The organism is Ruixingdingia sedimenti, from assembly GCF_031432425.1.
Classification (GTDB): Bacteria; Pseudomonadota; Alphaproteobacteria; order Rhodobacterales; family Rhodobacteraceae; genus Ruixingdingia; species Ruixingdingia sedimenti.
Map to the genome: position 1 here is coordinate 1 of NZ_JAVKPH010000016.1, position 25,539 is coordinate 25,539.

General features: G+C 70.1%; 25 protein-coding genes and 1 pseudogene. 9 read left to right on the forward strand and 17 right to left on the reverse strand.

Going from position 1 to position 25,539, the window contains the following annotated elements; genetic code table 11:
- Window positions 1–133 (reverse strand): annotated as a pseudogene (locus RGD00_RS13690) (IS5/IS1182 family transposase); the annotation flags it as partial.
- A 48-nt stretch (window positions 134–181) separates the two neighbouring features.
- Here RGD00_RS13690 and RGD00_RS13695 point away from each other — a divergent pair.
- Together RGD00_RS13695 and RGD00_RS13700 are read left to right on the forward strand one after the other, a co-directional pair.
- A complete protein-coding gene (locus RGD00_RS13695) occupies window positions 182–817 on the forward strand; it encodes a peptidoglycan-binding protein (RefSeq protein WP_310457905.1) in 636 nt (211 codons plus the stop codon).
- 2 nt (window positions 818–819) lie between these two features.
- A complete protein-coding gene (locus RGD00_RS13700; RefSeq protein ID WP_310457906.1) occupies window positions 820–1,146 on the forward strand; it encodes a hypothetical protein in 327 nt (108 codons plus the stop codon).
- 166 nt (window positions 1,147–1,312) lie between these two features.
- Here the strand turns inward: RGD00_RS13700 and RGD00_RS13705 are convergent, their stop codons facing one another.
- The 7 genes from RGD00_RS13705 to RGD00_RS13735 form a co-directional block, all read right to left on the reverse strand.
- Entirely contained in the window at window positions 1,313–1,708 is a 396-nt protein-coding gene (locus RGD00_RS13705; RefSeq protein ID WP_310457907.1) for a type II toxin-antitoxin system HicB family antitoxin, read from the reverse strand.
- A 46-nt stretch (window positions 1,709–1,754) separates the two neighbouring features.
- A complete protein-coding gene (locus RGD00_RS13710) occupies window positions 1,755–1,943 on the reverse strand; it encodes a type II toxin-antitoxin system HicA family toxin (RefSeq protein ID WP_310457908.1) in 189 nt (62 codons plus the stop codon).
- A 386-nt stretch (window positions 1,944–2,329) separates the two neighbouring features.
- Window positions 2,330–3,076, reverse strand: coding sequence for an alpha/beta hydrolase (locus RGD00_RS13715; protein ID WP_310457909.1), 747 nt, complete (start codon window positions 3,074–3,076; stop codon window positions 2,330–2,332).
- Between the two features lie 353 nt (window positions 3,077–3,429).
- Complete coding sequence (locus RGD00_RS13720) at window positions 3,430–4,020, reverse strand: DUF6969 family protein (protein WP_310457910.1); 591 nt, start codon at window positions 4,018–4,020, stop codon at window positions 3,430–3,432.
- A 1-nt stretch (window position 4,021) separates the two neighbouring features.
- Entirely contained in the window at window positions 4,022–4,420 is a 399-nt protein-coding gene (locus RGD00_RS13725; RefSeq protein ID WP_310457911.1) for a hypothetical protein, read from the reverse strand.
- A 5-nt stretch (window positions 4,421–4,425) separates the two neighbouring features.
- Complete coding sequence (locus RGD00_RS13730; RefSeq protein WP_310457912.1) at window positions 4,426–5,625, reverse strand: YeeE/YedE family protein; 1,200 nt, start codon at window positions 5,623–5,625, stop codon at window positions 4,426–4,428.
- Window positions 5,626–5,710: 85 nt separating this feature from the next.
- Window positions 5,711–6,610, reverse strand: coding sequence for a sulfurtransferase (locus tag RGD00_RS13735; RefSeq protein WP_310457913.1), 900 nt, complete (start codon window positions 6,608–6,610; stop codon window positions 5,711–5,713).
- Window positions 6,611–6,950: 340 nt separating this feature from the next.
- On the opposite strand from RGD00_RS13735, the gene RGD00_RS13740 reads away from it, so the two are divergent.
- Window positions 6,951–8,339, forward strand: a complete 1,389-nt coding sequence (locus tag RGD00_RS13740) for a hypothetical protein (protein WP_310457914.1) — start codon at window positions 6,951–6,953, stop codon at window positions 8,337–8,339.
- A gap of 280 nt (window positions 8,340–8,619) precedes the next feature.
- On the opposite strand, the gene galE is transcribed toward RGD00_RS13740, so the two are convergent.
- The 4 genes from galE to trpS all read right to left on the reverse strand — a co-directional run bounded on the left by galE (window position 8,620) and on the right by trpS (window position 12,789).
- Window positions 8,620–9,639 (reverse strand): UDP-glucose 4-epimerase GalE, encoded by a 1,020-nt coding sequence (gene galE, locus RGD00_RS13745; RefSeq protein WP_310457915.1) that lies wholly within the window; start codon window positions 9,637–9,639, stop codon window positions 8,620–8,622.
- A 69-nt stretch (window positions 9,640–9,708) separates the two neighbouring features.
- Complete coding sequence (locus RGD00_RS13750; RefSeq protein ID WP_310457916.1) at window positions 9,709–11,262, reverse strand: ATP-dependent DNA helicase; 1,554 nt, start codon at window positions 11,260–11,262, stop codon at window positions 9,709–9,711.
- Window positions 11,263–11,308: 46 nt separating this feature from the next.
- Window positions 11,309–11,485 carry a hypothetical protein gene (locus tag RGD00_RS13755; protein ID WP_310457917.1) on the reverse strand — a complete coding sequence of 59 codons (177 nt, stop codon included), beginning with the start codon at window positions 11,483–11,485 and terminating at the stop codon, window positions 11,309–11,311.
- A gap of 260 nt (window positions 11,486–11,745) precedes the next feature.
- Window positions 11,746–12,789: a tryptophan--tRNA ligase gene (trpS, locus tag RGD00_RS13760; RefSeq protein WP_310457918.1), complete on the reverse strand. Its 1,044-nt coding sequence runs from the start codon at window positions 12,787–12,789 to the stop codon at window positions 11,746–11,748.
- A gap of 85 nt (window positions 12,790–12,874) precedes the next feature.
- Between trpS and RGD00_RS13765 the strand changes: the two genes are divergently transcribed.
- Window positions 12,875–13,561, forward strand: a complete 687-nt coding sequence (locus tag RGD00_RS13765) for a rhomboid family intramembrane serine protease (RefSeq protein WP_310457919.1) — start codon at window positions 12,875–12,877, stop codon at window positions 13,559–13,561.
- Between the two features lie 167 nt (window positions 13,562–13,728).
- On the opposite strand, the gene murJ is transcribed toward RGD00_RS13765, so the two are convergent.
- The 3 genes from murJ to RGD00_RS13780 are packed head-to-tail and all read right to left on the reverse strand — an operon-like array spanning window position 13,729 to window position 19,277.
- Complete coding sequence (gene murJ, locus RGD00_RS13770) at window positions 13,729–15,270, reverse strand: murein biosynthesis integral membrane protein MurJ (RefSeq protein WP_310457920.1); 1,542 nt, start codon at window positions 15,268–15,270, stop codon at window positions 13,729–13,731.
- A gap of 1 nt (window position 15,271) precedes the next feature.
- Window positions 15,272–18,055: a [protein-PII] uridylyltransferase gene (locus RGD00_RS13775; protein WP_310457993.1), complete on the reverse strand. Its 2,784-nt coding sequence runs from the start codon at window positions 18,053–18,055 to the stop codon at window positions 15,272–15,274.
- A gap of 43 nt (window positions 18,056–18,098) precedes the next feature.
- Complete coding sequence (locus RGD00_RS13780; RefSeq protein ID WP_310457994.1) at window positions 18,099–19,277, reverse strand: penicillin-binding protein activator; 1,179 nt, start codon at window positions 19,275–19,277, stop codon at window positions 18,099–18,101.
- A gap of 91 nt (window positions 19,278–19,368) precedes the next feature.
- Here RGD00_RS13780 and rsmI point away from each other — a divergent pair, with 91 nt between their 5' ends.
- From rsmI to RGD00_RS13800, 4 genes are all read left to right on the forward strand, one after another.
- The gene (gene rsmI / locus RGD00_RS13785; protein ID WP_310457921.1) at window positions 19,369–20,241 is read left to right on the forward strand and encodes a 16S rRNA (cytidine(1402)-2'-O)-methyltransferase; all 873 of its coding nucleotides are present in this window, start codon (window positions 19,369–19,371) and stop codon (window positions 20,239–20,241) included.
- The gene (locus RGD00_RS13790) at window positions 20,238–20,591 is read left to right on the forward strand and encodes a YraN family protein (protein WP_310457922.1); all 354 of its coding nucleotides are present in this window, start codon (window positions 20,238–20,240) and stop codon (window positions 20,589–20,591) included. The genes rsmI and RGD00_RS13790 overlap by 4 nt, the downstream gene beginning before the upstream one ends.
- Window positions 20,592–20,655: 64 nt before the next feature.
- Window positions 20,656–21,597: a glutathione synthase gene (gshB, locus tag RGD00_RS13795; RefSeq protein ID WP_310457923.1), complete on the forward strand. Its 942-nt coding sequence runs from the start codon at window positions 20,656–20,658 to the stop codon at window positions 21,595–21,597.
- On the forward strand, window positions 21,594–22,496 hold the full coding sequence (locus tag RGD00_RS13800; protein WP_310457924.1) for an alpha/beta hydrolase fold domain-containing protein: 903 nt from the start codon (window positions 21,594–21,596) through the stop codon (window positions 22,494–22,496). Before gshB ends, RGD00_RS13800 begins: the two co-directional genes overlap by 4 nt.
- Here RGD00_RS13800 and RGD00_RS13805 read toward each other — a convergent pair.
- Both RGD00_RS13805 and RGD00_RS13810 read right to left on the reverse strand, forming a co-directional pair.
- Complete coding sequence (locus RGD00_RS13805) at window positions 22,469–23,980, reverse strand: YifB family Mg chelatase-like AAA ATPase (RefSeq protein WP_310457925.1); 1,512 nt, start codon at window positions 23,978–23,980, stop codon at window positions 22,469–22,471. The genes RGD00_RS13800 and RGD00_RS13805 overlap by 28 nt on opposite strands.
- Before the next feature lie 64 nt (window positions 23,981–24,044).
- Window positions 24,045–24,635: a histidine phosphatase family protein gene (locus tag RGD00_RS13810; RefSeq protein WP_310457926.1), complete on the reverse strand. Its 591-nt coding sequence runs from the start codon at window positions 24,633–24,635 to the stop codon at window positions 24,045–24,047.
- A 62-nt stretch (window positions 24,636–24,697) separates the two neighbouring features.
- Between RGD00_RS13810 and RGD00_RS13815 the strand changes: the two genes are divergently transcribed.
- Window positions 24,698–25,534 carry a ChaN family lipoprotein gene (locus RGD00_RS13815; protein ID WP_310457927.1) on the forward strand — a complete coding sequence of 279 codons (837 nt, stop codon included), beginning with the start codon at window positions 24,698–24,700 and terminating at the stop codon, window positions 25,532–25,534.
- The last annotated feature ends 5 nt before the right edge of the window (window positions 25,535–25,539 follow it).

A 25,539-nucleotide genomic window follows, 5' to 3' on the forward strand; every position in this document is an offset into this window, starting at 1 on the left:
GCTTGCCAGTCGGCGCGGCCTTCCACGTCATGGCGGGGTCGAACCAGATCGTCAGAGAGCCGCGGCGCTTGAGCGCTGGGTTATAGGCGGGCCAGTTCCTGGTCTTGTAGATCGGGGGTGTCGGTCTGCTCATGCAGTCAAGCTACCACGCTGGATTCACGAGATGAATCCCTCACGCGATTTGTGCAACAGAGCCCTGGCGACGGCCTATTGGGAGACGGCCCGCACGATGCTGCCGGTCGAGGAGGCCTATTATCTCGGCGCCAAGGCGGAGGCATACCGGCGCGGCCTGCGCTATTACCCCTGGTACGGGCGGGGCTTTGTGCAGTTGACGTGGGAGGCCAACTACCTGCGCGCCGGGCGCGAGGTGAGCGAGGACCTGATCGGCAACCCCGAGCTTGCCCTGTCGCCCGACATCGCGGCGCAGATCCTCGTGGTGGGCTCGCGCGATGGCTGGTTTACGGGCCGCCGCCTCGACCACTACATCAACGCCCGCGGCACCGATTATGTCGGCGCGCGCCGGGTGATCAACGGCACCGACCGCGCCGACGCCATCGCGGCAATCGCCCTCGAATACGAGCACCAGCTGACCCCCGCGCCCGCCTATCCTGCGATCCGCCGGGGGTCCTGGGGCGCCGTGGTGCGCGAGGCGCAGCGGCATCTGGCCGCGCACGGCTATGACCCCGGTCCCATCGACGGCGTGTTCGGCGGCCTGACCGAGGCGGCAACCCGCGCCTTCCAGCGTTCGTCTGCCCTCGTGGCCGACGGCATCATTGGCCCCTTGACCTGGGGCGCACTCATCCCTGTGGAGATCTGACCATGGACGTTATCCGCACCATCCTCGCGTTGCTGGAGCCGCATATCATCGAGCTTGTCGGTGCGGTGCTGGCCGCCGTCATCGGCCGCGCTGCCATCGAGGCCAAGCGCCGGTGGGGTATCGAGATCGAGGCCCGCCACCGCGAGGCGCTGCACTCGGCGCTGATGACCGGCATCCGGGCCGCTCTGGGCCGCGGGCTCACCGGCCAGCCGGCGGTGGACTACGCCATCGGCTATGCGCAGGAGAGCGTGCCGGACGCGCTGGCCAAGCTGCGCCCGGCAGAGGCCGTGTTGCAGCAGATCGCGCGGCGCTACATGGACGCGCGGTAGCTCAGCCGCTGCTGGCCCGGGCATCGTAATAAGCCATCGCCATCCGCAGGGCGGGCTCGTAGGTCACGCGCCTGCCCGCTCGCCACATGCTGATGGTGCGCTGCGCGCCTGCGGCAGCAGGCTGGCCGGGCTGGTGGAGTGGGCGGGGTAGTAGCCCCGTCCGACGCTATGCCCCCACCAACTCCCGCCGCGCGGCCGAGGCGAGAAAGGCCGAACGGGTCATTCCTCTGCCCTTCGCGGTTTCGTCGATCGCGCGCAGCAAGCCGCGTTCCAGCGTGACATTGACGCGCTCCACCGCCGTATCAGCGGGGATATAGGGCACGGGCAGAAGAACGCCGCCCGTGGCCAGTACCGCGGCCACGTCATCGCGCTGGCGGATGGCGTCCAGCGGCGCGGGAGCAACATCCGGCTGATCCTCGAACCAGAGGTCCAGGGCTTCGGTCGCGGCCGCGGGAATGGCGTCCCAACTGTCGGCGGCCGCGAAGCAGCCGGGAAGGTCGGGGAAGGTCAGGCCGAAGGCGCTGTCCCCGTCCTGATGAACGATGGCGGTGTAGTAGCGCATGGTATTACTCCATGATGCGGGGCGGAGAGGCGATAGGTAGACCGGGCTATAGAAGCCCGGCCTGTTGGTAGATGCTCCTGACGGTTCCTAGCGGCAGGTCTTTCTTCGGGTGCGGCAGGATCACGATCCGATCCCCCTTCCGAAGCTTGAGGTGTGATCCCTTCTTGGACACTTCCTCGAACCCCGCGTCTTTCAGAACCTTCAGGAGCTTTCGTGAGTTCGTTTCCAGCTCCATCGCCCCTCCTTTCTGAATACATATATACACACTGAATTGTGCCGCGTCAAGCGGAAATGTGTATGAAAGTGTTCATCCCCGCTGCTTTTCCCTGCGCCCTGAGGGTCCGAGGTCGATCAAGGACTTCCTCGCTGTACTCGACTTCCTTGATTTCGACGGTCAGGCCCAGATCGGCCTACTCTAGGCCGTCCGGATTGGCTCGATCAGCGTGGGGCAGCGGTGACAACGGTTTACACCTGCGCTGTAACCCATTGATCTGACAGGGGTGCATTTTGCCCCTGTTTACAGCATAAATCCTGCCGTATCATGCGGTTAGGTGAGCCTCATAATCACGGGGTCGGGGGTTCGAGTCCCCCCCTCGCCACCACATCTTCCCTTATCCTCGTCTATCGCCCCGCCCGGCGGCGGATGTATTTGGTCACGAACCGGGCGTAGCGGTCCGATGTCTCGCGCGCCTCGCGGTGCAGGTTGCGCACAAGGGCCGGGGACAGGTCATCGTCCAGAAACGCGTCCAGCATCCGCGAATAGCCCGGCACCGTCTCGAAATGGTTGAGCGGCGGGTGCCCGCCGAAGGGCAGGGCCGCGCGGCGCAGGCGGGGAAAGTCGTGGCAGATCAGGTCGGCGTGCAGGCGGTCGACCGGCTGGGTGCGGGGGTCGTAGATCACCAGCCCGCGCGGCCCGCCATCCGCCGGGGGCGCATAGTCGTCGAACTGCGGATCGACCTCGGGCGCATAGGTCCGGCAGCGGGCGTCGAAGGGCGCGCGGTGGTCGAAGATGGAATACTGCGGCGCCACCAGCAGCATCGAGTCGATCCGCAGGTCGCCGGCGAACAGGATCGCGCCATAGCCGCCCATCGAAAAGCCGATGGCCTGCACCAGCCGGCCCTGCGTGTAGTCGCGCAGATGGCGGCGCAGGGCCGCCGTTTCGGCATTCACGAACCAGTCGTTGCGCGCCACGTCGATGGACAGATGCCCGAACCCCCGCCGCAGGGCACGCCGGGCCGGTACATAGTCGGTGAACCCGGTGCGGCCCTTGCGGCGGCGGTCGAAGGTCACAAGGATCCGCGCGCGGTCGAGCCCGGTCCCCGCGGCCCGCAGCCGCGTGCCGGAAAACAGCGTCGTCTCTGGCTCCACCCGTTCGTCCCTTGCACCCCGTTTCCCCGGGATGCTGGATCATTTCCCGATGGGGGACAAGCGGATACGCCCTCCAGGGGGGATCGAGATTCGGTCTCGCCGCTCCGGCTGGCGAAGGCGCGTGCCTTCGCCATAGGGATTCAGATCGCGTTGCCCCGGCCGGGGGCCCCAAGCCCCCGGCCAGCGCCCGCCCCGCCCATGGCGGGCGCTACTCGCCCGCCGGGGCAGGCGCTGGCCTACCCATTGTTCCCGGCATCTCCGCCCCTGCTGCACCGCCGCGCGAACGGGCGGGGGAAACGCGATGCGTTTCCTGATCCCGCCCGGCCAGACCATGCGCTGAAGGTCGATTGACCCTAGGCCCAAAGCGCGGGGTCGGGGCGGTATTCCGATGTCACCTCCAGCGCGCGGTCGGCGCGGGCCGTGGCGGGGTCGGGGTGGTGCGCGGCGAGGGTGCGGTCGCGTTCGGCGATCAGGGCGGCGATCTGCGGCTCATGCGCGCGGATCACGGCGGTCAGCCAGCGGTTGACCAGATAGCAGGGCCGCGCCAGATGGGCGTCGAACCGTTCCAGCAGCGGCACTGTGCCCGCCGCATCCAGCCAGTCGTCGCCCACCACCCAGTGGTTCACGGTGAAAAGCCGCAACAGCCGCCCATGGGCGTCCACCCCGATGGCCACCAGATGATGGATCGGCCCGCCCGCGCCCCCGGGGCGCAGGAAGCAGTGGAAATGGCCGTGTTCCGTGCTGCCCTCCGCCCGCGGATGGCAGTGGTAGAACCATGTCGCGCCGCTTTCGGGGTCGAACACGTCGCCCTTGGGGAAATGCTGCCAGTGTTCCACCCGGTCCGCGCCCTGAAGCGTCGCGGTCAGGACCGAATCCCCGGTCTTGGCGAGGATCGCGGCACAGAACAGCGCCTCTGCCACGGCCTGGTCGCGGGCGGCGGACATCTCAGCCCCCGACAGAGCAGGGCGCGACCGAACAGGGGGCCACGCTGCACGGGGCGACGGAACAGGGCGCGACGCTGCAAGGGGCAACACTGCACGGCGCGACGCTGCAAGGGGCGACCGAACAGGGGGCCGCGGCGGCGGGCACGGCAGAGCAGGGGCTGGCCGAACAGGGCGCGACCGAACAGGGGTTGGCGGCCGCCGGCACCGCCGCGCAGGGGTTCGCGGAACAGGGGGCGGCCGAACAGGGATTGGCGGCGCAGGGGTTCGCCGCCGGGGCCGCGGCCACCGGCTGCGGGGCGGTGGCGGGCTGCGGGCTGCGGGCCAGATGGTCGGCCGCCACGGCGGCGCCCGCCACGGCCAGCGCCGCGCCGAAGAGGAAGGTGTTGCGCTTGTCGCTCATCCCGCTCACTCCATCCCGAACAGCCGGCGGGCGCGGATGCCTACCAGCGAACCGCAGAAGGCGGCCCCGAACCACAGCCAGCCATGCAGGCTGCCCGAGGCGATGCCGGAAAACAGCGCCCCGATATTGCAGCCGAAGCTGAGCCGCGCGCCGTATCCCATCAGCAGCCCGCCCACGACCGCCGCCAGCGCCGACCCCCAGGGCAGCGCCGCGCGCGGGGCGAACCTGCCCGCCAGCGCCGCCGCCAGCGCCGCGCCGAGGATGATGCCGAAGTTCATCACCGAGGTCACGTCCTGCAGGACCGAGGCATTGAGCGCCCGCGCATTGCCGCCCGCGGCCCAGAACGGCCATTCGGCCACGCCGGCGCCAAGCGCATCCGCCGCCTTCGCCGCCCAGAGGCCGAAGCCATAGGTCACGGACCAGGGATGACCCGCCACGAACAGCGTGGCGATGTTCAGCCCCGCCAGCGCCAGCCCCACGCCGACCAGCGGCCAGGGTCCGTGCACCAGCCGCGCCAGCCCCCGGCGCGGGGGGCTCGGCACCCGCTCCAGCGCGCCATGCTCGCGCCGCTCGATCACCGCCGTCACGGCGGCCACGGCGCCGAGAAAGGCCAGTGTGGCCAGAATCGCCCCGGGCACGCCCAGGGTCTTGCCCAGGTCCACCGTGCCGATCGAAGGCAGCGTCAGCCACCAGGGCAGATGCGCGCTGCCCGCCAGCGCCCCGATGCAGAAGAAGGCCAGCGTCAGCAGCATCCGCGCCGACCCGCCGCCGACGGTGAAGAGCGTGCCGGACCCGCAGCCGCCGCCGAGTTGCATGCCAAGGCCGAACATCGCCGCGCCGACCAGAACCGACACGCCCACCGGCGCCAGCGCGCCGACCGCGCGCACCTCGGGCACCAGCCCGCCCAGAACGGGGATGAACACCACCGTGGCCGCCGCCACCATCAGCATCTGCGCCCGCATCGCCCGGCCGCGGCGTTCCTGCACCATCCGCCGCCAGCCGCCGGTAAAGCCGAACGCGCCGTGATAGAGCGCCGCCCCCATCAGCCCGCCGATCAGGAACAGCACCGCCTGCCGCGGGCTGACCGCCCCGGCGATGAGCAGCGGCAGGGTGACGAACAGCGCCGTGACCACCAGCACCACCCCGGTATCGGGGCTGAGGCGCGGCGGCGTGGCGGCGGGGGTGGAGGACAGGGGGATGGACATCGCGCGTCTCTCTCAGGGTTCGGTCATGGGCAGGGGCGCCGGCTGCCGCATGCAGCCGGCGCCCCGAAAAGGTGTATGTATCAGTTCACTTCACCGGGCGCTTTTCGTCCAGCGTCCATTCGGCCATCGAACCGTCATACATCGACACGTTCTTCTGCCCGGCGATTTCCGACAGGCCGAACCAGGCGATGGAGGCCCAGTGGCCGGTGTTGCAGAAGGCGATCGTTTCTTCCTCGCCGGTCAGGCCCGCGGCGTCACGCAGCTTGCCGATGGCGTCGGCGCTGGCGAAGGTGCCGCTGTAGAACTGGCCCTGGTCGATGTTGACCGAGGTCGGGATCGTGCCGGCCACGCGGGCGACGGCGGGCTTTTCCTCGCCGTGGAACTGCTTGGGCGGGCGGCCGTCGACCAGCGCGACCTCGTTGTCGATGGCGGCGGCGACCTGTTCGGTGGTGGCCAGCAGTTCCGGCCGGAAGGCGGGGGTGAAGGTCGCGGCGACCGGCGTCACCGCGTCGGTTTCCACCGCGCCGCCCGCGGCGATCCAGGCGTTCTGCCCGCCGTCGAGGATCGACACCGCGTCATGGCCGAGCACCTTGAACGTCCAGTAGACGCGGGTCGCGCCGCCGAACTCGCTGGAATCCGAACCCTGCGGCACGATCACCACATGCTTGTCCGACGACACGCCGAGCGCGCCGATCCGGGCGGAAATGTTGTCGACGGGCGGCAGCATGCCGGGGATGCCGTCGACCTTGGCGCGCCAGCCGTAACCGGCATAGGGTGCGCTGATCGCGCCGGGGATATGGCCGGCGGCATAGGGGTTCGCATTCTTGACCGGATCGCGCACGTCGATCACGACAAGGCTTTCATTGCCCAGATGGCCGGCCAGCCAGGCGGCATCGACCAGCGGGGCCTCGGTCAGGCGTTCGGCCTGGGCTGCGCCGGCGAACAGCACGGCGGCGGCGGTCAGCACGGGGAAGAGCGGGTTCATCTTCGGCTCCAGACGGAAGGAAGGGGATCTGGCGGGCAAGATGCACCGTTGCGCGCGGGTCGCAAGCCTTGGGCGGGTGGCCGGGAAAACAAAAGGATGGCGGTCAGGGCGCGGGGGTGAAACAGGGAATACGTGCCGTATTTCGCTGATGGAATGGTAAATACGTCCTGATGTTGGGGGAATATCCCCAAGGTATGGGAACAGTGTTCCTTGTAGCCGATTCGCCGCCCGGCCCGCCCGCGCGGCCCCGGGCCACGGAAGGGCTGGCATTCGCCGCAAAACGGCCAATAACAGATGGCAGGCCCGGCGGCATGCCCGCCGCGGGCAAAGGGAACGGACGGTGCCGAACACGCTTGCCTATCTGATGCTGCTGGTCTGGCCCATCGTCACGCTGGCGATGTTCCGGCGCATGGCGGCGGAACGGGCGGTGATCTGGTCCGTTCTCGGGGGGTATCTGCTGCTGCCCCCGGTCGCGGCCTTCAACGCCCCGGTGATCCCGGCGCTGGACAAGGCGGTGATCCCCAACCTGTCGGCCTGGGCCTGCTGTGTCTTCGTCCTGCGCGCGCGGGTGCCGCTGGTGCCGGCCACGGGGGCGGGCCGGGTGCTGATGGCGCTGTTCGTGATCAGCCCGCTGGCCACCGCGATGACGAACGGCGACCCGATCCGCTTCGTCCAGGGCGGGCTGCCGGGGATCGGGCTTTACGACGCGGCGGGGATGATGGTGCGGCAGTTCTTCCTGCTGATCCCGTTCTTTCTGGCGCAACGGTTCGTGAACACCCCGCAGGCGATGCGCGAACTGGTGCTGGCGCTGGTGGTGGCGGGGCTGCTCTATTCCCTGCCGATGCTGGTCGAGGTGCGGCTTTCGCCGCAGATCAACGTCTGGGTCTATGGCTTCTTCCAGCACAGTTTCGAACAGATGATGCGCTATGGCGGCTTCCGGCCCATCGTGTTTCTGGAACACGGGCTGTGGGTCGCGTTCTTCGGCTTCATGGCGGTGGTGGCGGCCTTCGCCCGCTGGCGGCAGGGCGGGGCAGAGGGGCGGTTCGGCCGGATGGTCGCGGCCTTCTACCTGCTGGCGGTGCTGATCCTGTGCAAGAGCATGGGCGTGCTGATCATGGCCGCGTTCCTGCTGCCGGTGGTGCTGGTGTTCGGGCCGCGCGCGCAGGTGCGGCTGGCGCTGGTTCTGGTGGCGATCGCGGTTCTCTATCCGCTGCTGCGGGGGGCGGGGCTGGTGCCGCTCGACTGGGTGATGGAACAGGTCGGCGCGCTCGATGCGGAACGCGCGCATTCGCTCCGCTTCCGGGTGATGAACGAGGAACTGCTGCTGGATCGCGCCAACGAACGCGCGCTGTTCGGCTGGGGAAGCTGGGGGCGCAACCTGCTGCACGACCCCTGGGACGGCAAGCTGGTGACGATCCCGGACGGGCGCTGGATCATCGTCATGGGGGTCTATGGCTGGACGGGCTATATCGTGGAATTCGGCCTTCTGGGCCTGCCGGTGCTGCTGCTGGCCCGGCGGCGCGACGGGGTGGAGCCGGCGGCGGCCACGGTCGCGCTGCTGCTGGCGGCGAATATGGTCGACATGCTGCCGAATGCGACGCTGATCCCCTTCACCTGGCTGATGGCGGGGGCGCTGACCGGCTATGCGGTGAACCGTGCGCCCGTGGCTGCGGCAGAGGCCCCCGCCGCCCCGCCGCGCGCCCCGCCGCGCGCGCGCACGATCCTTTAGGGGGTATCGACCTTCAACCCCGCCGCTCTGTCTGGCGAAGGCGCGTGCCTTCGCCAAACCCTGCGCATTGAGTTGCCCCGGCCGGGGGCCCCACGCCCCCGGCCAGCGCCCGCCCCGCCCATGGCGGGCGCTTCTCGCCCGCCGGGGCAGGCGCTGGCCTGACCGGTGTTCCCGGCATTACCGTTCCAGATGGCACCGCCACGCAAACGGGCGGGGGAAACGCGGTGCGTTTCCTTGTCCCGCCCGGCCCAACTGCGGTGTGAACGCCGACCCGCCCCCGCTACCCCCGCGGCGCGTTCGCCCGGCGCGAGATCCAGCCCCAACTGGTGGAACACATGTCGTCGAGATCCCGCGCCGCGCGAAAACCCAGTTCGGCCTCTGCCAGCCGCGGGTCGCCCCAATAGGCGGCCAGATCGCCATCCCGGCGCGGCGCCACCGCATGCGGCAGATCCCGCCCGCAGGCGCGGGAATAGGCGGCCAGCATCTCCATCACCGAATAGCCCCGCCCGGTGCCGAGGTTGACCACATGGCCCCGCCCCGTCGCGATCAGCGCGGCGAGCGACAGCGCATGGCCGCGCGCCAGATCGACCACATGGATGTAATCCCGCACCCCGGTGCCGTCGGGCGTCGGATAATCGTTGCCGAAGACGTTCAGCGCCGGCAGTTCGCCCACCGCGACCTTGGCGATATAGGGCATCAGGTTGTTGGGGATGTCCTGCGGATCCTCGCCGATCAGGCCGGTGTCATGCGCCCCCGCCGGGTTGAAATAGCGCAGCACGCCGAAGGCCCACCGCGCATCCGACCGCGCCACCTGTTCGAGGATCTGTTCCCCCGCCAGTTTCGTCCAGGCATAGGTCGAGGCATAGCCGCGCGGCGCATCCTCGGCCAGCGGCATCACCTCGGATTCCGCATAGACCGTGGCCGAGGACGAAAACACCAGCCGGAACACCCCGGCATCGCGCATCGCGCCCAGAAGGTTCAGCAGGCCCGCCACGTTGGTTTCGATATATTCCAGTGGCTTCTGCACCGATTCCCCCACCGCCTTGAGCGCGGCGAAATGCACCACCGCGTCGAAGCGGTGCGCGGCAAAGATCCGCGCCAGCGCCGCCTTGTCCAGCACATCGGCGCGTTCCACGGCGACGGGGTGGCCGGTGATCATCTCCAGCCGCGCGGGCACGTCGTCGCGGGCGTTCGAGAAATTGTCGAGGATCACCACCTCGTGCCCCGCCTCGACCAGCGCCACATAGGTATGCGACCCGATATAGCCCGCGCCGCCCGTCAGCAAAATCCGGCTGCCCATCCGCGAAATCCCCTGTTGGCCCGTCAATGCCGCGCTGCATAGCGCAGAATGCCGCGATGCGACAGGGGGTCAGGGGCCGGGTTCTTCGGCCACCAGCGCCAGCGCCGCGGCGGGCGCGCGCAGGTCGTCGGTCGTCAGCGGATCGGCGGGGCGGGCCAGCCGGTTGCGCACCACCCAGTGCAGGCGCTTTTCCGCCCGGGTGATGGCGACATAGGCCAGCCGCTTCCACAGCGCCACCCCCGCCTCTGTCCGCCCGGCCTGTGCTGCGGCGTAAAGGTCGGGGGCAAAGACCTGCACCGTTTCCCACTGGCTGCCCTGTGCCTTGTGGATCGTCACCGCCGCGCCGTGCAGGAACACCGCCCCCATGCGCGCGGCGGCGGGGATGAAGGGTTCTTCCTCGTCCGGCTTTTCGATCTTGATGATGGCGGCGACGGATACCTGCGGTTCCTCCGCCCCGAACACATGCAGCCGCGCGAAACCCTGCCCCCGCCCGGGGCCGAGATAGACCACCTGCGCCCCCTTGATCAGCCCCCGCGCCTCGAGGTCGATGCGCCGCTTGCGGTGCTTGAGCGGTAGTTCGATCCCGTCGCAGATCAGCGGCTCGCCCGGCAGCAACGCATCTTCCGGCGCGCCATAGGCGGCGCGGAAGGCCTGGATCAGGCGGATGCGGGTGGCGTTGCGCCAGACCAGCACGGGGCTGCGGGCCATCAGCGCGGCCTCCACCCGCTGCGCCATCACCACCCGGTCGTCGCGGCGGGCGGCATCCTCGACCATCCGCTCGAAACCGTGGAAATCGAGGCCCGGGTCCGCCAGCGCATGGGCGAGGTCGAGGATGGGGCTGTCGGCCTCCTGCCGGTGGATGCGGGCGAGGCTCAGGCGCCGCGTGTCGGGCAGGCGCTCGAACACCATCTCGCCCGAGGCGCCCACGGGCGCCAGCTGCGCAGGATCGCCGAACAGGACCAGCGTCGGGAAGATCTCTTTCAGGTCCTCGAACTGGCGTTCGTCGAGCATGGAACTTTCGTCGACGAAGCCCACGTCCAGCGGTTCCTCGCGCCGCTTCCAGCCGCGGATGAAATCCGACCCGCGCAGCCCCGCCGCCGCCAGCGCCCCGGGGATCGAGGCCACGGTGTCGTAGAACGCCTTCGCACGGTCCAGCGCCATGTCGGTCAGCCCGTCCATCAGCCCGTCGACCGCCGGGCGGTCGCCCGTGCCGGCCAGCCAGTCGGCGATGCGTTCGTATTCGGGGGCATAGATCGGGGTGTAGAGGATGCGGTGGATCGTCGTCGCCGGCACGCCGCGGCTGCGCAGCACGCTGGCCGCCTTGTTGGTGGGGGCGAGGATGGCGAGCGTCCGGCGGTCCTTGCGCTTGCGCCCCTCGTAATCGCCCGAGACCAGATCGACCCCGGCGGCGGTCAGCGCCTTGACCAGTTCCGCCAGCAGCATCGTCTTGCCCGATCCCGCCTTGCCGGTGATCGCCAGCACCCCGCCGCCCTGTCCTTCCCCGGGCGGGCTGGCGGTGCCGTCGTCGAGGTCGATCCCGGCGTCATAGAGCAAGGCCGCCACGCGGTCATGCGCCTCGGCCTGGTCGTCGGAATAGCGGATGGCGGGTGCGGATGCCTGCATGGGCGGACCATAGCCGCCCCGCGCGCGCGGCGCCAGCCGCCGCGGCTCAGTTCGGGCCGTGCCGGCCGGTCTTGCCGCCGGCCCCCTCGCCCCGCGCCGCCGCCAGTTCCGCCCGCGCGATGCGCAGCGCCTCGTCCACCTTGGCCGCCAGGGCGTCGAGCCCGTTGCGGGCGGCATAGGTCTTCATGTCGTCGAGGACATCGAGGATCCAGTCATGGCGCATGGGCGGTCCGGGCGGCAGGCGGCTGCAACCAGCCTATCCGCCTGCGGTGCGGGGGAAAGGATTTTCTTCCGCTCTTGCGCGGAACCCTGCCCGCGGCGCCCGTGACATCGGTCGGTGGCGCGCCGCGCGGGGATATTTAGGAACAGAAAGTGAAGGTCCCCAGGCAACAGCGCACTCGCATTCACTTTCTGTCCTTAAATATCCCGCGGGGGACCGGGGGCGCGAAGCCCCCGGCGCGCCGCCTGCCGCTCGCGCCGCCCTCAACGGCGGCGCGAACGGACCATTCCGGTGATGCGATAGACATCCTCCAGCACCGGGCGCGCGATCGCATCGGCCCGGTCGGCGCCGTCGCCCAGGATGCGGTCGATCTCGCCCGGGTCCTGCATCAGGCGGTTCATCTCTGCGGTGATGGGGGCCAGCTTTTCCACCGCCAGTTCCGCCAGCCGCGGCTTGAAGGTGCCGAACTGCGCGCCCGCGAATTCCGCCACCACCGCCTCGGGCGCCACCCCCGCCAGACCGGCATAGATGTTCACCAGATTGCGCGCCTCGGGCCGGTCCTTGAGGCCGTCGAGCGTGTCGGGCAGGGGCTCGGGGTCGGTCTTGGCCTTGCGGATCTTCTGCGCGATGGCATCGGCATCGTCGGTCAGGTTGATGCGGCTCTGGTCCGAGGGGTCGGATTTCGACATCTTCTTGGTGCCGTCGCGCAGCGACATCACCCGCGTCGCCGCGCCTTCGATCAGCGGCTCGGTCACGGGAAAGAAGTTCACGCCGTAGTCGTGGTTGAACTTGATGGCGATGTCGCGGGTCAGTTCCAGATGCTGCTTCTGGTCCTCGCCCACCGGCACATGGGTCGCCCTGTAGGCCAGAATGTCCGCCGCCATCAGCGACGGATAGGCCAGCAGGCCGAGCGACGAGTTTTCCGCGTTCTTGCCCGCCTTGTCCTTGAATTGCGTCATCCGGTACATCCAGCCGATGCGCGCGACGCAGTTGAAGATCCAGGCGAGTTCGGCATGCGCGCTGACCTGGCTCTGGTTGAACAGGATGGACCGTTTCGGGTCGATCCCCGAGGCGAGGAAGGCCGCCGCGATTTCCCGCGTCTGGTGGGTCAGCCTTTCGGGGTCCTGCCAGACGGTGATCGCATGCAGGTCGACGACGCAATAGACCGTCTCCTGCCCGCGGTCCTGCAGTTCGGCGAACCGCTTGAGCGCGCCGAGATAGTTGCCGAGCGTCATGCCGCCCGAGGGTTGGATCCCCGAGAAGATGCGCGGCGTGAAGGTCTGAGGCGTTTGGACCGGCTCGGACATGTGGATCTCCGTCTGGAAAAAGGTGCCGGATGGGCTTATCGCTGGCGGGATGGGCCGTCAATCACCGGGCCTGAAGAGAGGGACGATGGACCGCGAACCGAATGCCGCCCCGTTCAATCCGCTGCCGCCCGTGGTCTGGCTGCTGGCGCTGCCGATGATCGCGATGGAAATCGTGCTGAGCCTGGCCGAACGCGGGCTGGTCGGCGGGGCGGGGGGCGTGGGCTGGCGCATGCAGGCGGTGGAACGGTTCGCGTTCTCGCCCGATATCCTGGTCTGGATGTGGGGGCGGGGCGATTTCCCGGCCGAACATCTGATGCGGTTCGTGACCTATCCCTTCGTGCATGCGGGCTTTACCCATGCGCTGTTCGTGGTGGTGTTCCTGCTCGCGCTTGGCAAGATGGTGGGCGAGGTGTTCCGCCCCTGGGCGGTAGGGCTGGTGTTCCTCGGCGCCGCGGTTGCGGGGGCGGCGGCCTATACGGTCCTGGGCGGCATGGGGCAGGTGCTGATCGGCGGCTATCCGGCGGTCTACGGGCTGATCGGGGCCTTCACCTTTCTTCTGTGGATGCGGCTCGCGGGCGCGGGGGCGGCGCGCTATCGCGCATTCTCGCTGATCGGGGTGATCATGGCGATCCAGTTGCTGTTCGGGCTGCTTGGCGGCGGCGGGCGCGACTGGATCGCGGATCTGGCGGGCTTCGCGACCGGCTTTGCGCTGTCCTTCGTGGTCAGCCCCGGCGGCGTGGCAAGGGTGCGCGCGCGGCTGCGGCAGCGGTAATGCTGCGGCGGTTGCGCGGGTGGTGAGCGCGGGAGCGCGCCGCGCGGGGATATTTAGGGACAGAAAGTGAATCCCGCCCGCCCTTTTCATTTTCTGTCTCTAAATATCCCGGGGGTCCGGGGGCTGGCCCCCGGCGCTGTCCTGAACACCCGCGCAACCGCCGGGGATCAGCCCCGGCGCAGGGCGCTGCGGAAATCGGCCAGGCGGAAGGCGCCGATCACGAAGCCGGTGCCGAAATAGGCGATGATGCCGATGGCCACCAGCACCGCCAGCGCCGGATAGCGCAGCCCGGCGGTGCCGAGCGCGGGGCCGAGCAGCGTTGCCGCCCAGAACAGCACCGCCCCCATCGCCGCCGCCGCCAGCACGATCCGCCAGGCGCGCGCGCGCAGCCGGGGGTCGAAGCGCGCGGCCTCGCCCATCCCGCGCGCGCCCAGCCACAGTTGCGCCACCATCGCCCAGGCCGACAGCGTGGTGCCGACCGCCGCGGCGACGAAGCCCACGAAGGGCATCAGCCCCACCGCCAGCCCCGCGTTCACCACCATCGACAGCACGGCATAGTTGAAGGGGCGCCGCGTATCCTCGCGCGCATAATAGAGCGGTTGCAGCACCTTTTGCAGCACGAAGGCCGGCAGGCCCAGACCATAGACCGCCAGCGCCAGCGCGGTATTGGCGCTGTCGTCGGGGCCGAAGTCGCCGCGCTGGAACAGCACCGTCACCAGCGGCATGGCGATCACCACCAGCGCCACCGCCGCCGGCAGGGTCAGGGCCAGCGCGAATTCGGTGCCGCGGTTGAAGGAATGGCGCCCGCCCTCGGTATCGCCCGCCCGCAGGCGGCGGGCGAGGTCGGGCAGCAGCACCGTGCCGATGGCGATCCCCACCACGCCGAGCGGCAGTTGATAAAGCCGGTCGGCATAGTTGAGCCAGGCCACCGCGCCCTCGGTGAAGCTTGCGACCTGACGGCCGACCAGCAGGTTGATCTGCATGACCCCGCCCGCCAGCACCGCGGGCGCGGCGATCACCGCGAGGCGTTTCAGTTCCGGCGTCAGGCGCGGGCGGCGGGGGATCAGGGGAAAGCCCGCCCGCGCCGCCATGACCCAGGTGAAGGCGAATTGCGCCACCCCCGCCGCCGGCACCGTCCAGGCCAGCGTCAGCCCCATGTCCCAGCCGAAACGGTCGGCCAGCGCCATCGCGGCGATGAACATCAGGTTCATCAGCACCGGAACCAGCGACGCCTCGGTGAACCGCCCGAAGGCGTTCAGCACCCCGGACAGAAGCGCCACCAGACTGATGAAGAGGATATAGCAGAACCCGATCCGGCCATAGAGCACGGCAAGGCCGAAGCGTTCGTCCCCGGCAAAGCCCGCGGCCATCGCCCAGACCAGCCAGGGCATCGCCAGCGTGCCGATGGCCGAGAACACCACCAGAAGCCCCGCCATGCCGCTGAAGGCGTCGCGGGCAAAGCCCTTGGGGTCCTCGCCCGATTCCAGCCGCTTGGCGAACATCGGCACGAAGGCCATGTTGAACGCCCCTTCGGCGAAAAAGCGGCGGAACATGTTGGGCAGGGAAAAGGCGACCAGGAACGCCTCTGCCACCGGGCCCGCGCCAAGGTAGGCGGCCATCATCACGTCGCGCGCGAACCCCGCGCCGCGGCTGGCCAATGTCCAGCCGCCCACCGTGACGAAGGACCGGATCAGGCGAATGGGCCGCATCTCAGTCCCGGGCCCTTTCGGCGCCTTCGGTGATGGCCTGACGCAGCTTGCGGTCCAGCGATTCCTGCTTGGCCTTGGCGTGCAGTTTCAGGCCGAACATGTCCTTGACGTAGAAGCTGTCCACCACCTGCGCGCCGAAGGTCGCGATCACGGCAGAGGCGATGTAGATGTTGTTCGCCGCCAGCGTGCGCGTCAGATCGTACAGCAGGCCGGGCCGGTCGCGGGTGTCGACCTCGATGATGGTGTAGATGTCCGACCCCTCGTTGTCGAAGGTGATCGAGGTGGGAAAGCGGAACTCGCGTTCCCGTTTCTTCACCTTGTCGCGGTCCTTGAGCGCGTCGCGGGCGACGATCTCGCCGCGCAGGGTCTTTTCGATCATCATGCGCAGGCGCGGCAGGCGGGCGGTCTCGTAGGGGTGGCCGTCGGCGTCCTGGACCCAGAACACGGCGGTGGCATAGCCGTCCTTCGAGGTATAGGTGCGGGCATCCACCACGTTCGCGCCGACCAGCGCCAGCGCGCCCGCAAGGCGGCTGAAGATGCCCGGGTGATCCTGCAACGCAAAGGCCGCGCGGGTGGCGTCGCGGGCCTCTTCGGGATGCAGGTCGATGCGCACCTCGCCGGGGCCGATGTCGCGCAGCAGGCGGGCGAAGACCACATGGGTTTCGGTCGGCAGGCCCTGCCAGTAGGGGCCGTAGTGGCGCCCGGCCTCGATGCGCAGATCGGCGCGCGGCCAGTCGGGCAGGGCGTCGCGCAGGGCGCGCTTGGCCTCGTCCTCGCGCCGGTCGCGGTTCACGGCCTCCAGCCCCGTTTCCAGCGCCTCGGCGGTGTCGAGGTAAAGCTGGCGCAGCAGCATCGCCTTCCAGTTGTTCCAGGTGCCGGGGCCCACGCCGCGGATGTCGCAGACCGTCAGCACCGTCAGCAGGTCGAGCCGCCGGCGCGTCTTGGTCATGCGGGCGAAGTCGCGCACGGTGCGGGGGTCGGAAATGTCGCGTTTCTGGGCGAAATCCGACATCATCAGGTGGTGGCGCACCAGCCATTCCACCGTTTCCGATTCATCCGCCGACAGCCCCAGACGGGGCGCCACCCGCCGCGCGATCTGTGCACCCAGGACCGAATGATCCTCGGGCCGGCCCTTGCCGATGTCGTGCAGCAGCAGCGCGACATACAGCACGCGGCGGTTCACGTCCTCGGTCAGGATGCGGCTGACCACGGGCAGTTCTTCCTGCAACTCGCCCCGTTCGATCTGGGCCAGCGTGCTGATGCACTGGATCGTGTGTTCGTCCACCGTGTAGTGGTGGTAGACGTTGAACTGCATCATCGCCACGATCGGCTCGAATTCCGGGATGAAGGCCGACAGGACGCCCAGTTCGTTCATCCGCCGCAGCGCGCGTTCCGGGTTGCCGTGTTTCAGCAGCAGGTCGAGGAAGATCCGCCGCGCCTCGGGGTTTTCGCGCAAGGCGTCGTCGATCAGGTGCAGGTTGGCGGCGATCAGCCGCATCGCGTCGGGGTGGATCAGCAGGCCGGTGCGCAGGCCCTCCTCGAAGGTGCGCAGGATGTTCAGCGGGTCTTGCAGGAAGCTGTCGGGATCCTTGATCGCCAGCCGGCCGTGGACAAACGCGAACCCGGGCTTGAGCCTGCGCCGCCGCAGAAGGCCCCCCACCAGTTGCGGCGCCTTCTTGGCGTGACGGGCCTCCAGCGCGGTCAGGAAGATGCGGGTCAGTTCGCCCACGCGGGTGGCGTGGCGGAAATAGTCCTGCATGAAATGTTCGACCGCGCGGCGCCCGCCGGCATCGGCATAACCCATGCGCGCCGCGACCTCGACCTGCAGATCGAAGGTCAACTGGTCCATCGCGCGCCCGGCGATGTAATGCAGGTGGCAGCGCACGGCCCAGAGGAAATCCTCGGCGGTGCGGAACAGCTCGTATTCCTCCGCCCGGATCAGGCCGAGGCCCACCAGATCGGCGGCGCTTTCGCAGCCGTGCAGGTACTTGCCGATCCAGTAGAGCGTTTGCAGATCGCGCAGGCCGCCCTTGCCCTCCTTGATGTTGGGTTCCAGCACGTAGCGCTGGCCGCCCTGCTTCTTGTGGCGTTCGGCGCGTTCGGCCAGTTTCGCCTCGACGAATTCGGGGCCGGTGGCGGCGAACAGTTCCTGCCGCAGCCGGTCGCGCAGTTCGGCGGCAAGGGCGGCGTCGCCGTCGAGGAAACGGTGTTCCAGAAGCGCGGTGCGGATGGTGATGTCTTCGGCCGCCAGCCGCAGGCAGTCCTTCACCGTGCGGCTGGCATGGCCCACCTTCAGCCGCAGGTCCCACAGGATGTACAGCATGCTTTCGATCACGCTTTCGGCCTGCGGGGTGATCTTGCGCGCGCCGAGGAACAGCAGGTCCACATCGGAATGCGGCGCCATTTCCGCCCGGCCATAGCCGCCCACGGCCAGCACCGCCAGCCGTTCGTCGCCGCCGGTGCCGCCCGGGGTGGCGGGGTGGAGCATGGTCTGCGCCACCGCCATCGCCACCGTCACCAGCCCGTCGGTCAGATAGGCCTGCGCGCGCACCAGCGGGCGGGCGTGGCGGGGCGCGGCGGCGAAGGCGGCCTTCAGCTGCGCATTCGCCGCCTGCCGTGCGGCGGAAAGGTGCCGCACCGCGACGGCGCGGCGGTCCCTGAGGTCGGCATCCGGGGCCAGCCCCGCCATGTCGGCCCCGATCGCGGCCAGCACCGCGGGCGGGTCGATGAGCCTGACGGGCGGGCAGATGAGATCCTGCGCCCGCACCGATTGCGCGGCGGGCAGGGGCAGGACCTGCGGTTGCGGCGGGCGCGCGGCGGGGCGGGGCTCAGAAGCCCGCGCCGCCGAAGCTCTTCGGGGCAGGATCAATCACGACCACCTGGTTGTTGCGGATCTGGGCGACGGCGAGGCCGCGTTCGTTGGTGCCGTCGCCGCGCAGGCGGAAGATGCCCCCCACGCCCACGAAACCCGCCCCCTGCGTCAGCGCCGCGCGGCTCAGCGCATCCGACCGCCCCGCCTTGATCAGCGCGCCGATGGCGGCGATACCGTCATAGGCCGGCGCCGCGGTGATATGCGGCGGCTCGCCGAAGGCGGCGGCATAGCGGGCCTGGAAGCGTTCGTTCAGCACCGGGTCGGGCAGCGCGAACCACCCCCCCTGCACCCCCGGCAGGCCGAGCGTCGCCTGCGGAATGTCCCACCGCGTGAGGCCGATATACTGCGTGGTGGCGGGCGGGATGCCGTTTTCCATCAGCAGCTGCGTGACCAGCGGCAGCGCGCCCGCGGTATCGGCGGTGAAGAACACCGCATCCGCCCCGGCCGACCGCGCGGCGGCGGCGATACCCGGGATCGCCTGCACGATGTCGGTCTGCGAGAAGGCATAGGATCCCGTGCCCACCACCGTCGCGCCGGAACGGGACACCGCCCGCTCGATCGTGGTGCGGCCGATCTCGCCCACGGTGTTCTGTTCGTGCACGATCATGATCCGCCGCTTGCCTTGGCGCGCGGCATAGTCGGCCAGCCGGTTCGCGGTGCTCTCGAAGGTGTTGCCCAGGACGAAGACGTTGCCGCCGGCGATGTCGGGGTTGTTCGACAGGCTCAGCACGTTGACGCCGCGTGCGGCCACGGCGAGGCCGGCGGCGTTCGCCTCCTGCGCGAAGACGGGGCCGAGGATGATGCGCGCGCCCTCGTCCACCGCGCGCTGCGCCAGCGCCGCGGCCTGTGCGGGCTGGCCGGCGGTGCTGTAGACGCGCAGGTCGATCCTGACATCGCCGAGATCGGAAATCGCCAGCCGCGCCGCGTTCTCGACACTGCGCGCGACCAGCGCGTCGGTCGCCTGACCCGAACCGCCGGGAACCAGCAGCGCCACCGCCACCGGGGCCCGCGGGTCGATCGACGGCCCGCCCCCGCCTGCGGTCTGGATGGGCTGGCAAGCGGCCAGCGCGATCAGCCCGGCCGTCGCCGCAAGGGCGGTCAAGGACTTGCGGGCTTTGTGCAAAACGGCAAACATCACCAGAATGACCCCCCGGAAAATGCGGATGTTCCCCGATCATTATGCGCATCCGGCCTTGAAGTAAACGCGACAGAGGACAGACAGGCCGATGACCGCCACCCCCAGACCGGATTCGCGTCCGGTGCCCCCGGGCCTCCATTTCATCGCCACCCCCATCGGCACCGCGCGCGACATCACGCTGCGCGCGCTCGACATCCTCGCCGGGGCCGATGCGCTGGCGGCCGAGGACACGCGCAGCCTGCGCCACCTGATGGAGATCCACGGCGTGCCCCTGGGCGGAAGGCCGCTTCTGGCCTATCACGACCACAACGGCGCGCAGATGCGCCCGCGCATCCTTCAGATGCTGGCCGAAGGGCGGTCCGTCGCCTATGCGTCCGAGGCCGGCACACCGCTGGTCGCCGACCCGGGCTATCAGCTGGCGCGCGCGGCGATCGCGGCGGGCCACCCGGTCCATGCCGCCCCGGGCCCCTCGGCGGTGCTGGCGGCGCTGACGGTGGCGGGCCTGCCCACCGACCGCTTTCTTTTCGCGGGGTTTCCCCCGCCTTCGGGCAATGCGCGGCGGACATGGCTGGCCGAACTCTCCGACGTGCCGGCGACGCTGGTGATGTACGAATCGCCCAAACGCATTGGTCGTTTGTTAACCGATCTGGCGGAAACTGCGGGCGAGGACAGGGAAGCCGCGGTATGCCGGGAACTGACAAAGCGATTCGAGGAAATCCGGCGCGGCACGCTGAAGGATCTGGCGGCGGCCTTTGCCGACCAGCCGGTGAAGGGCGAAATCGTGCTGGTGGTCGACCGGCCGCGCCCGCGCGCGGCCGATCCGGCGGCGGTGGGCGCGGCGCTGGCCGATGCGCTGACGCGCATGGGGGTGAAACAGGCCGCGGCAGAGGTGGCGGAACGATTCGGCCTGCCCAGACGGGCGGTCTATCAGATGGCGCTGGACATGGAGGGACGTGAATGAGCGGGATGGTATCCTATCTGGCCGGTCAGGCCGCCGAACAATCGGTGGCGCGGCACTACGAACGCAGCGGGCGCCGCATCGCCGCCACCCGCTGGCGCGGGCAGGCGGGCGAAATCGACATCGTGGCGCGCGAAGGCGATGTGCTGGTCTTCGTCGAGGTCAAGAAAAGCCGCAGCCATGCGGCGGCGGCCGAACGGCTGTCGGCGCGGCAGATGGCGCGCATCTATGCCTCGGCTTCCGAATTCATGGCAGGCGAACCCCGGGGCAGCCTGACCGAGGTCCGGTTCGATGTGGCGCTGGTCGATGCCCAGGGCCGGATCGAGGTGCTGGAAAACGCCTTCGCCGCCTGACCCGCCCGATTGCATCCGCCGCCCGGCTGCGCCATCAAGGGCCGAACATGCGCGTGGAGGGCCGATGAAGGTTGCGTTGCAGATGGACCCCATCGGGGCCGTGAACATCGACGCGGACAGCACGTTCCGCATCGGGCTGGAGGCGCAGGCGCGCGGGCATTCGCTGTTCTACTACACGCCCGACCGGCTGGCCTTTTCCGACGGGCGGGTGCTGGCGCGGGGCTGGCCGGTCACGCTGCGGCGCGAGAAGGGCAACCATGTCAGCTTCGGCGAAGAGACCGAGGTCGATCTGGCGGATTTCGATGTCGTCTGGCTGCGGCAGGATCCGCCCTTCGACATGGGCTATATCACCACCACCCATCTGCTGGAACTGATCCACCCCCGGACGCTGGTGGTGAACGATCCGTTCTGGGTGCGCAACTCGCCCGAAAAGCTGCTGGTGCTGCGTTTCCCCGACCTGATCCCGCCGACGATGATCGCGCGCGATCTGGACACGATCCGGGCGTTCAAGGCGGTGCATGGCGATGTGATCCTCAAGCCGCTCTACGGCAACGGCGGGGCGGGGGTGTTCCGGCTCGACCCCAACGACCGCAACCTCGCGGCGCTGCACGAGCTGTTCACCAGCCTCAGCCGCGAACCCCTGATCGTGCAGAAGTTCCTGCCCGCCGTCGCGCAGGGCGACAAGCGGGTGATCCTCGTGGATGGCGAGGCCGTGGGCGCGATCAACCGCGTGCCGCAGAGCGGCGAGACCCGGTCCAACATGCATGTCGGCGGCCGGCCCGAGCCCACGGGCCTCACCCCCCGCGATCTGGAGATCTGCGCCCGCATCGGCCCCGTGCTGCGCGAGAAGGGGCAGGTTTTCGTCGGCATCGACGTGATCGGCGACTGGCTGACAGAGATCAACGTGACCTCGCCCACCGGCATTCAGGAGCTGGAGCGGTTCGACGGCACCAATGCCGCCGCCCGGATATGGGAGCGGATTGAGGCCCGCCGCGCCGCGGGGTGAGCCTGCGGCTGGCGGCGCTGCGGCTGGTGCTGCGGTGGTTCGCCCGGCCGCGGCTGGCGCGGGTCGTGACGCCGGATGCGGCGCGGGCGGATTTCGACCGATTCGCGCGTCATCTGCCCGCGCCGCCCTTTCTGCTGGACCTGCCGGGGCGGCAGGCGCCGCACCTGCACCGGATCACCGCCGGGCCGGTGGGGGATCATGCCGTGATCCTGTGGCTTCACGGCGGGGCCTATGTCGCGGGCAGGCCGGTGACGCATGCGGGCATGCTCGGGCGTCTGTCGCGGCTGTCGCGCCTGGAGGTTTACGCGCCCGACTACCGGCTGGCGCCCGAACATCCCGCTCCCGCGGCCTTCGACGATGCCCGCGCCGCCCATGCCCGGCTGATGGCCGGGGGCTGGGCGCCGGGGCAGGTGATCCTGGGCGGCGACAGCGCGGGCGGGGGGCTGGCGCTGGCCTTGCTGGCCGATCTTTGTGTGCGGGGGCTGCGGCCGGCGGGGCTGGTCGCCTTTTCGCCCTGGACGGATCTGGCGATGACGGGCGACAGCCTGCGCACCCATGCCGCCGCCGACCCGCTGTTGCCCGCCGCGCGGATGGAGGAGGCGGTGGCGATGATCCGGGGCGATCTGCCCCCCGGCGATCCGCGGCTGTCGCCGCTTTACGCGCGTTATGACGCGCCGCCGCCGGTGTTGATCCAGGTGGGCGATGACGAGATCCTGCTGGACGATTCGCGCCGCATGGCCGATGTCCTGCGCGCCGCCGGGGGCGAGGTGCGGCTGGAGGTCTGGCCCTGCGCCCCGCATGTCTGGCAGATCTTCGACGGCTGGCTGCCCGAGGCGCGGGCGGCCCTGCGGCAGGCCGCCGCCTTTGCCCGTCAACTGGCCCCGGGGGCGAGCCGATAGCCCACGGCCTCTGCCACATGCGGCAGGCGCACCGTTTCCGACCCGTCGAGATCGGCGATGGTGCGGGCCACGCGCAGCACGCGGTGATAGCCGCGCGCCGACAGGCCGAAGCGTTCGGCGACCCGTTGCAGCAGGGCGCGGCCCTCTGCGTCCGGGGTGGCGATGGCTTCCAGCAGCGCGCCTTCGGCCTCGGCGTTCACCCGGACCTCGGGGTGGGCGGCGAAGCGGGTAGCCTGGACCGCGCGCGCGGCGGCCACGCGGGCGGCCACCGTGGCGGACCCGTCGCCCGAGGGGGGCAGGTCGAGATCGGTATAGGCCACCGGCGGCACGTCGAGCCGCAGGTCGAAGCGGTCCATCAGCGGGCCCGAGATGCGGCCCATGTAATCCTCGCCGCAGGTGGGGGCGCGGGCGCAGGCGCGTGCCGGGTCGGTCATGTAGCCGCATTTGCACGGGTTCGCCGCCGCCATCAGCAGGAACCGGCAGGGGTAGCGCACATGGGCATTGGCGCGGGCGACCACGACCTCGCCGGTCTCGATCGGCTGGCGGAGGGTTTCCAGCACGGCGCGGGGGAATTCGGGAAATTCGTCCATGAACAGCACGCCGTTGTGGGCAAGGCTGACCTCGCCCGGTTTCGCCCCCCGTCCGCCGCCGACGATGGCGGCCATCGAGGCGGTGTGATGCGGTTCGCGGAAGGGCCGCGCGCGCGAGATGCCGCCCTGATCCAGCAGCCCGGCCAGCGAATGGATCATCGAGGTTTCCAGCGCCTCGGCCGGCGACAGGGGCGGCAGGATGCCGGGCATGCGGGCGGCGAGCATGGATTTGCCCGACCCCGGGCTGCCGGTCATCAGCACATGGTGGCGGCCCGCGGCGGCGATTTCCAGCGCGCGCTTGGCGCGTTCCTGCCCCTTGACGTCGCGCAGGTCGCGGGTTCCCGCGGGCTGGCTGACCTCGCCCGCACGGGCGGGGGGCAGCACCGACTGGCCGGTGAAATGGCGCACGACCTCGGTCAGGCTGCCCGCGCCCAGAACCTGCGTGCCGGCGACCCATGCGGCCTCGGGCCCGCAGGCGCGGGGGCAGATCAGGGTGCGGTCCGCCTCTGCCGCCGCCATGGCCGCGGGCAGGGCGCCGATCACCGGCACCAATGTGCCGTCGAGCGACAATTCGCCGATGGCCACCGTGCCCTCGATGGTGTCGCGCGGCAGGATTTCCAGTTCCGCCAGCAGGGCCAGCGCCACCGGCAGGTCGAAATGCGAGCCTTCCTTGGGCATGTCGGCGGGGGCGAGGTTCACCGTGATCCGTTTCGACGGCAGCGCGATCGCCATCGCGTTGAGCGCGGCGCGCACCCGTTCGCGGGCCTCCGACACCGCCTTGTCGGGCAGTCCCACGATGGCGAAGCCGGGCAGGCCGGGGGTGACGGCGCATTGCACCTCGACCAGCCGCGCCTCGATCCCCTCGAAGGCCACCGTATGGGCCCTTGCCACCATCTGCCGCTCCGCTTCACCCTGGTTAACGGGTAGGCGGGATTGGTTTAGGAAAGGTAAACGCGCCTCAGGGCAAATGGTTGATCCGCCCCGCCTGCCAGCGCCCGGCGGTCAGTGTGGTTTCGGTCAGCGACAGGTTGTCCAGCGGCTGGCGCATCGCCTGTGCGGGGGGCAGGCCGGTGGCGCGGGCGATGGCAGAAACGATGACGCCCAGATGCGCCACCACCACGATGTCGCGCCCCGGGTGCAGCGCCGCCAGCCGGTCGGTCGCCGCCGCCACGCGGGCGGCCAACTGGTTCCAGCTTTCGCCCCCCGGGGCGGGCACATCGCCCGGCGTGCCCCAGAAGGCCGAGAGCGCCGCGGCGTCGCGGGCGGCGATTTCCTCGCGCGTCAGGGTTTCCCATGTGCCGAAGTGCAGTTCGCGCAGCGCCGGGTCGTGGGGCAGGCGGGTGCGGCGGGCCTGGACCGCATCGGCGGTCGCCACCGCGCGGCGCAGGTCCGAGGACACCAGCACCGCATCCGCCGGCAGCGCCGCATCGAGCCGCGCGAGCCGGCCCCGGTCGCTCAGATCGGCCGGCAGGTCGGACCAGCCGATGACGCCGGGCGCATGGGTCGGCCCGTGGCGCAGCCACCAGAAGCGTGTGGGCGGTGTAGGCATGCGGGTTTCCCGATGGTTTTTATCTGATATAGCGGTTCCGAACGGCAAGGGAAGGGCGGAACATGCGGGCAATCCGGGGTGCGGCGCTGGCGTTGATATGTCTCGGCTCTGGCGCGGCGGCGGGGCCGATCGGGCCGGAGGCGCTGGCGGGCGCGATCGCCGGGGCCGATGTGGCGATTCTGGGCGAGGTGCATGACCATCCGCTGCATCACGCCCATCAGGCGGCGGCGGTGGCGGCGATGGCCCCCAAGGCGCTGGTGTTCGAGATGCTGACGCCGGAACAGGCCGCCCGCGCCACCCCCGACCTGCGCCATGATGCCGGGGCACTGGCCGCGGCGCTGGACTGGGCGGGGTCGGGCTGGCCCGATTTCGCGCTCTACGCCCCGATCTTCGCCGCGGCGCCCGGGGCCGCGGTCTACGGCGCCGCGGTGCCGCGCGATCAGGCCCGCCGCGCGGTGACGGAAGGCGCGGCGGCGGTGTTCGGCGCGGGCGATGCGGCGCGTTTCGGCCTCGACCAGCCCCTGGCGGAGGCCGAACAGGCGCAGCGCGAGGCCGATCAGCAACAGGCCCATTGCAACGCGCTGCCCGAGGGGATGCTGCCCGGCATGGTCGCGGCGCAGCGGCTGCGCGATGCGGCGCTGGCCCGTGCGGTGGTGCAGGCGATGGAGGACACCGGCGGGCCGGTCGCCGTCATCACCGGCACCGGCCATGCGCGGCGCGATCAGGGCATGCCGGTGCCGCTGGCGCGGGTCATGCCCGACCTGCGCGTGGTCAGCATCGGCCAGATGGAGGCCGACCCCGGCGCGGACGCGCCCTATGACCACTGGATCGTCACCCCGCCCCATCCCCGCCCCGATCCCTGCGCGGCCTTCGCGCCAAAGCCCGCCAGCGGCGGCTGACGCGG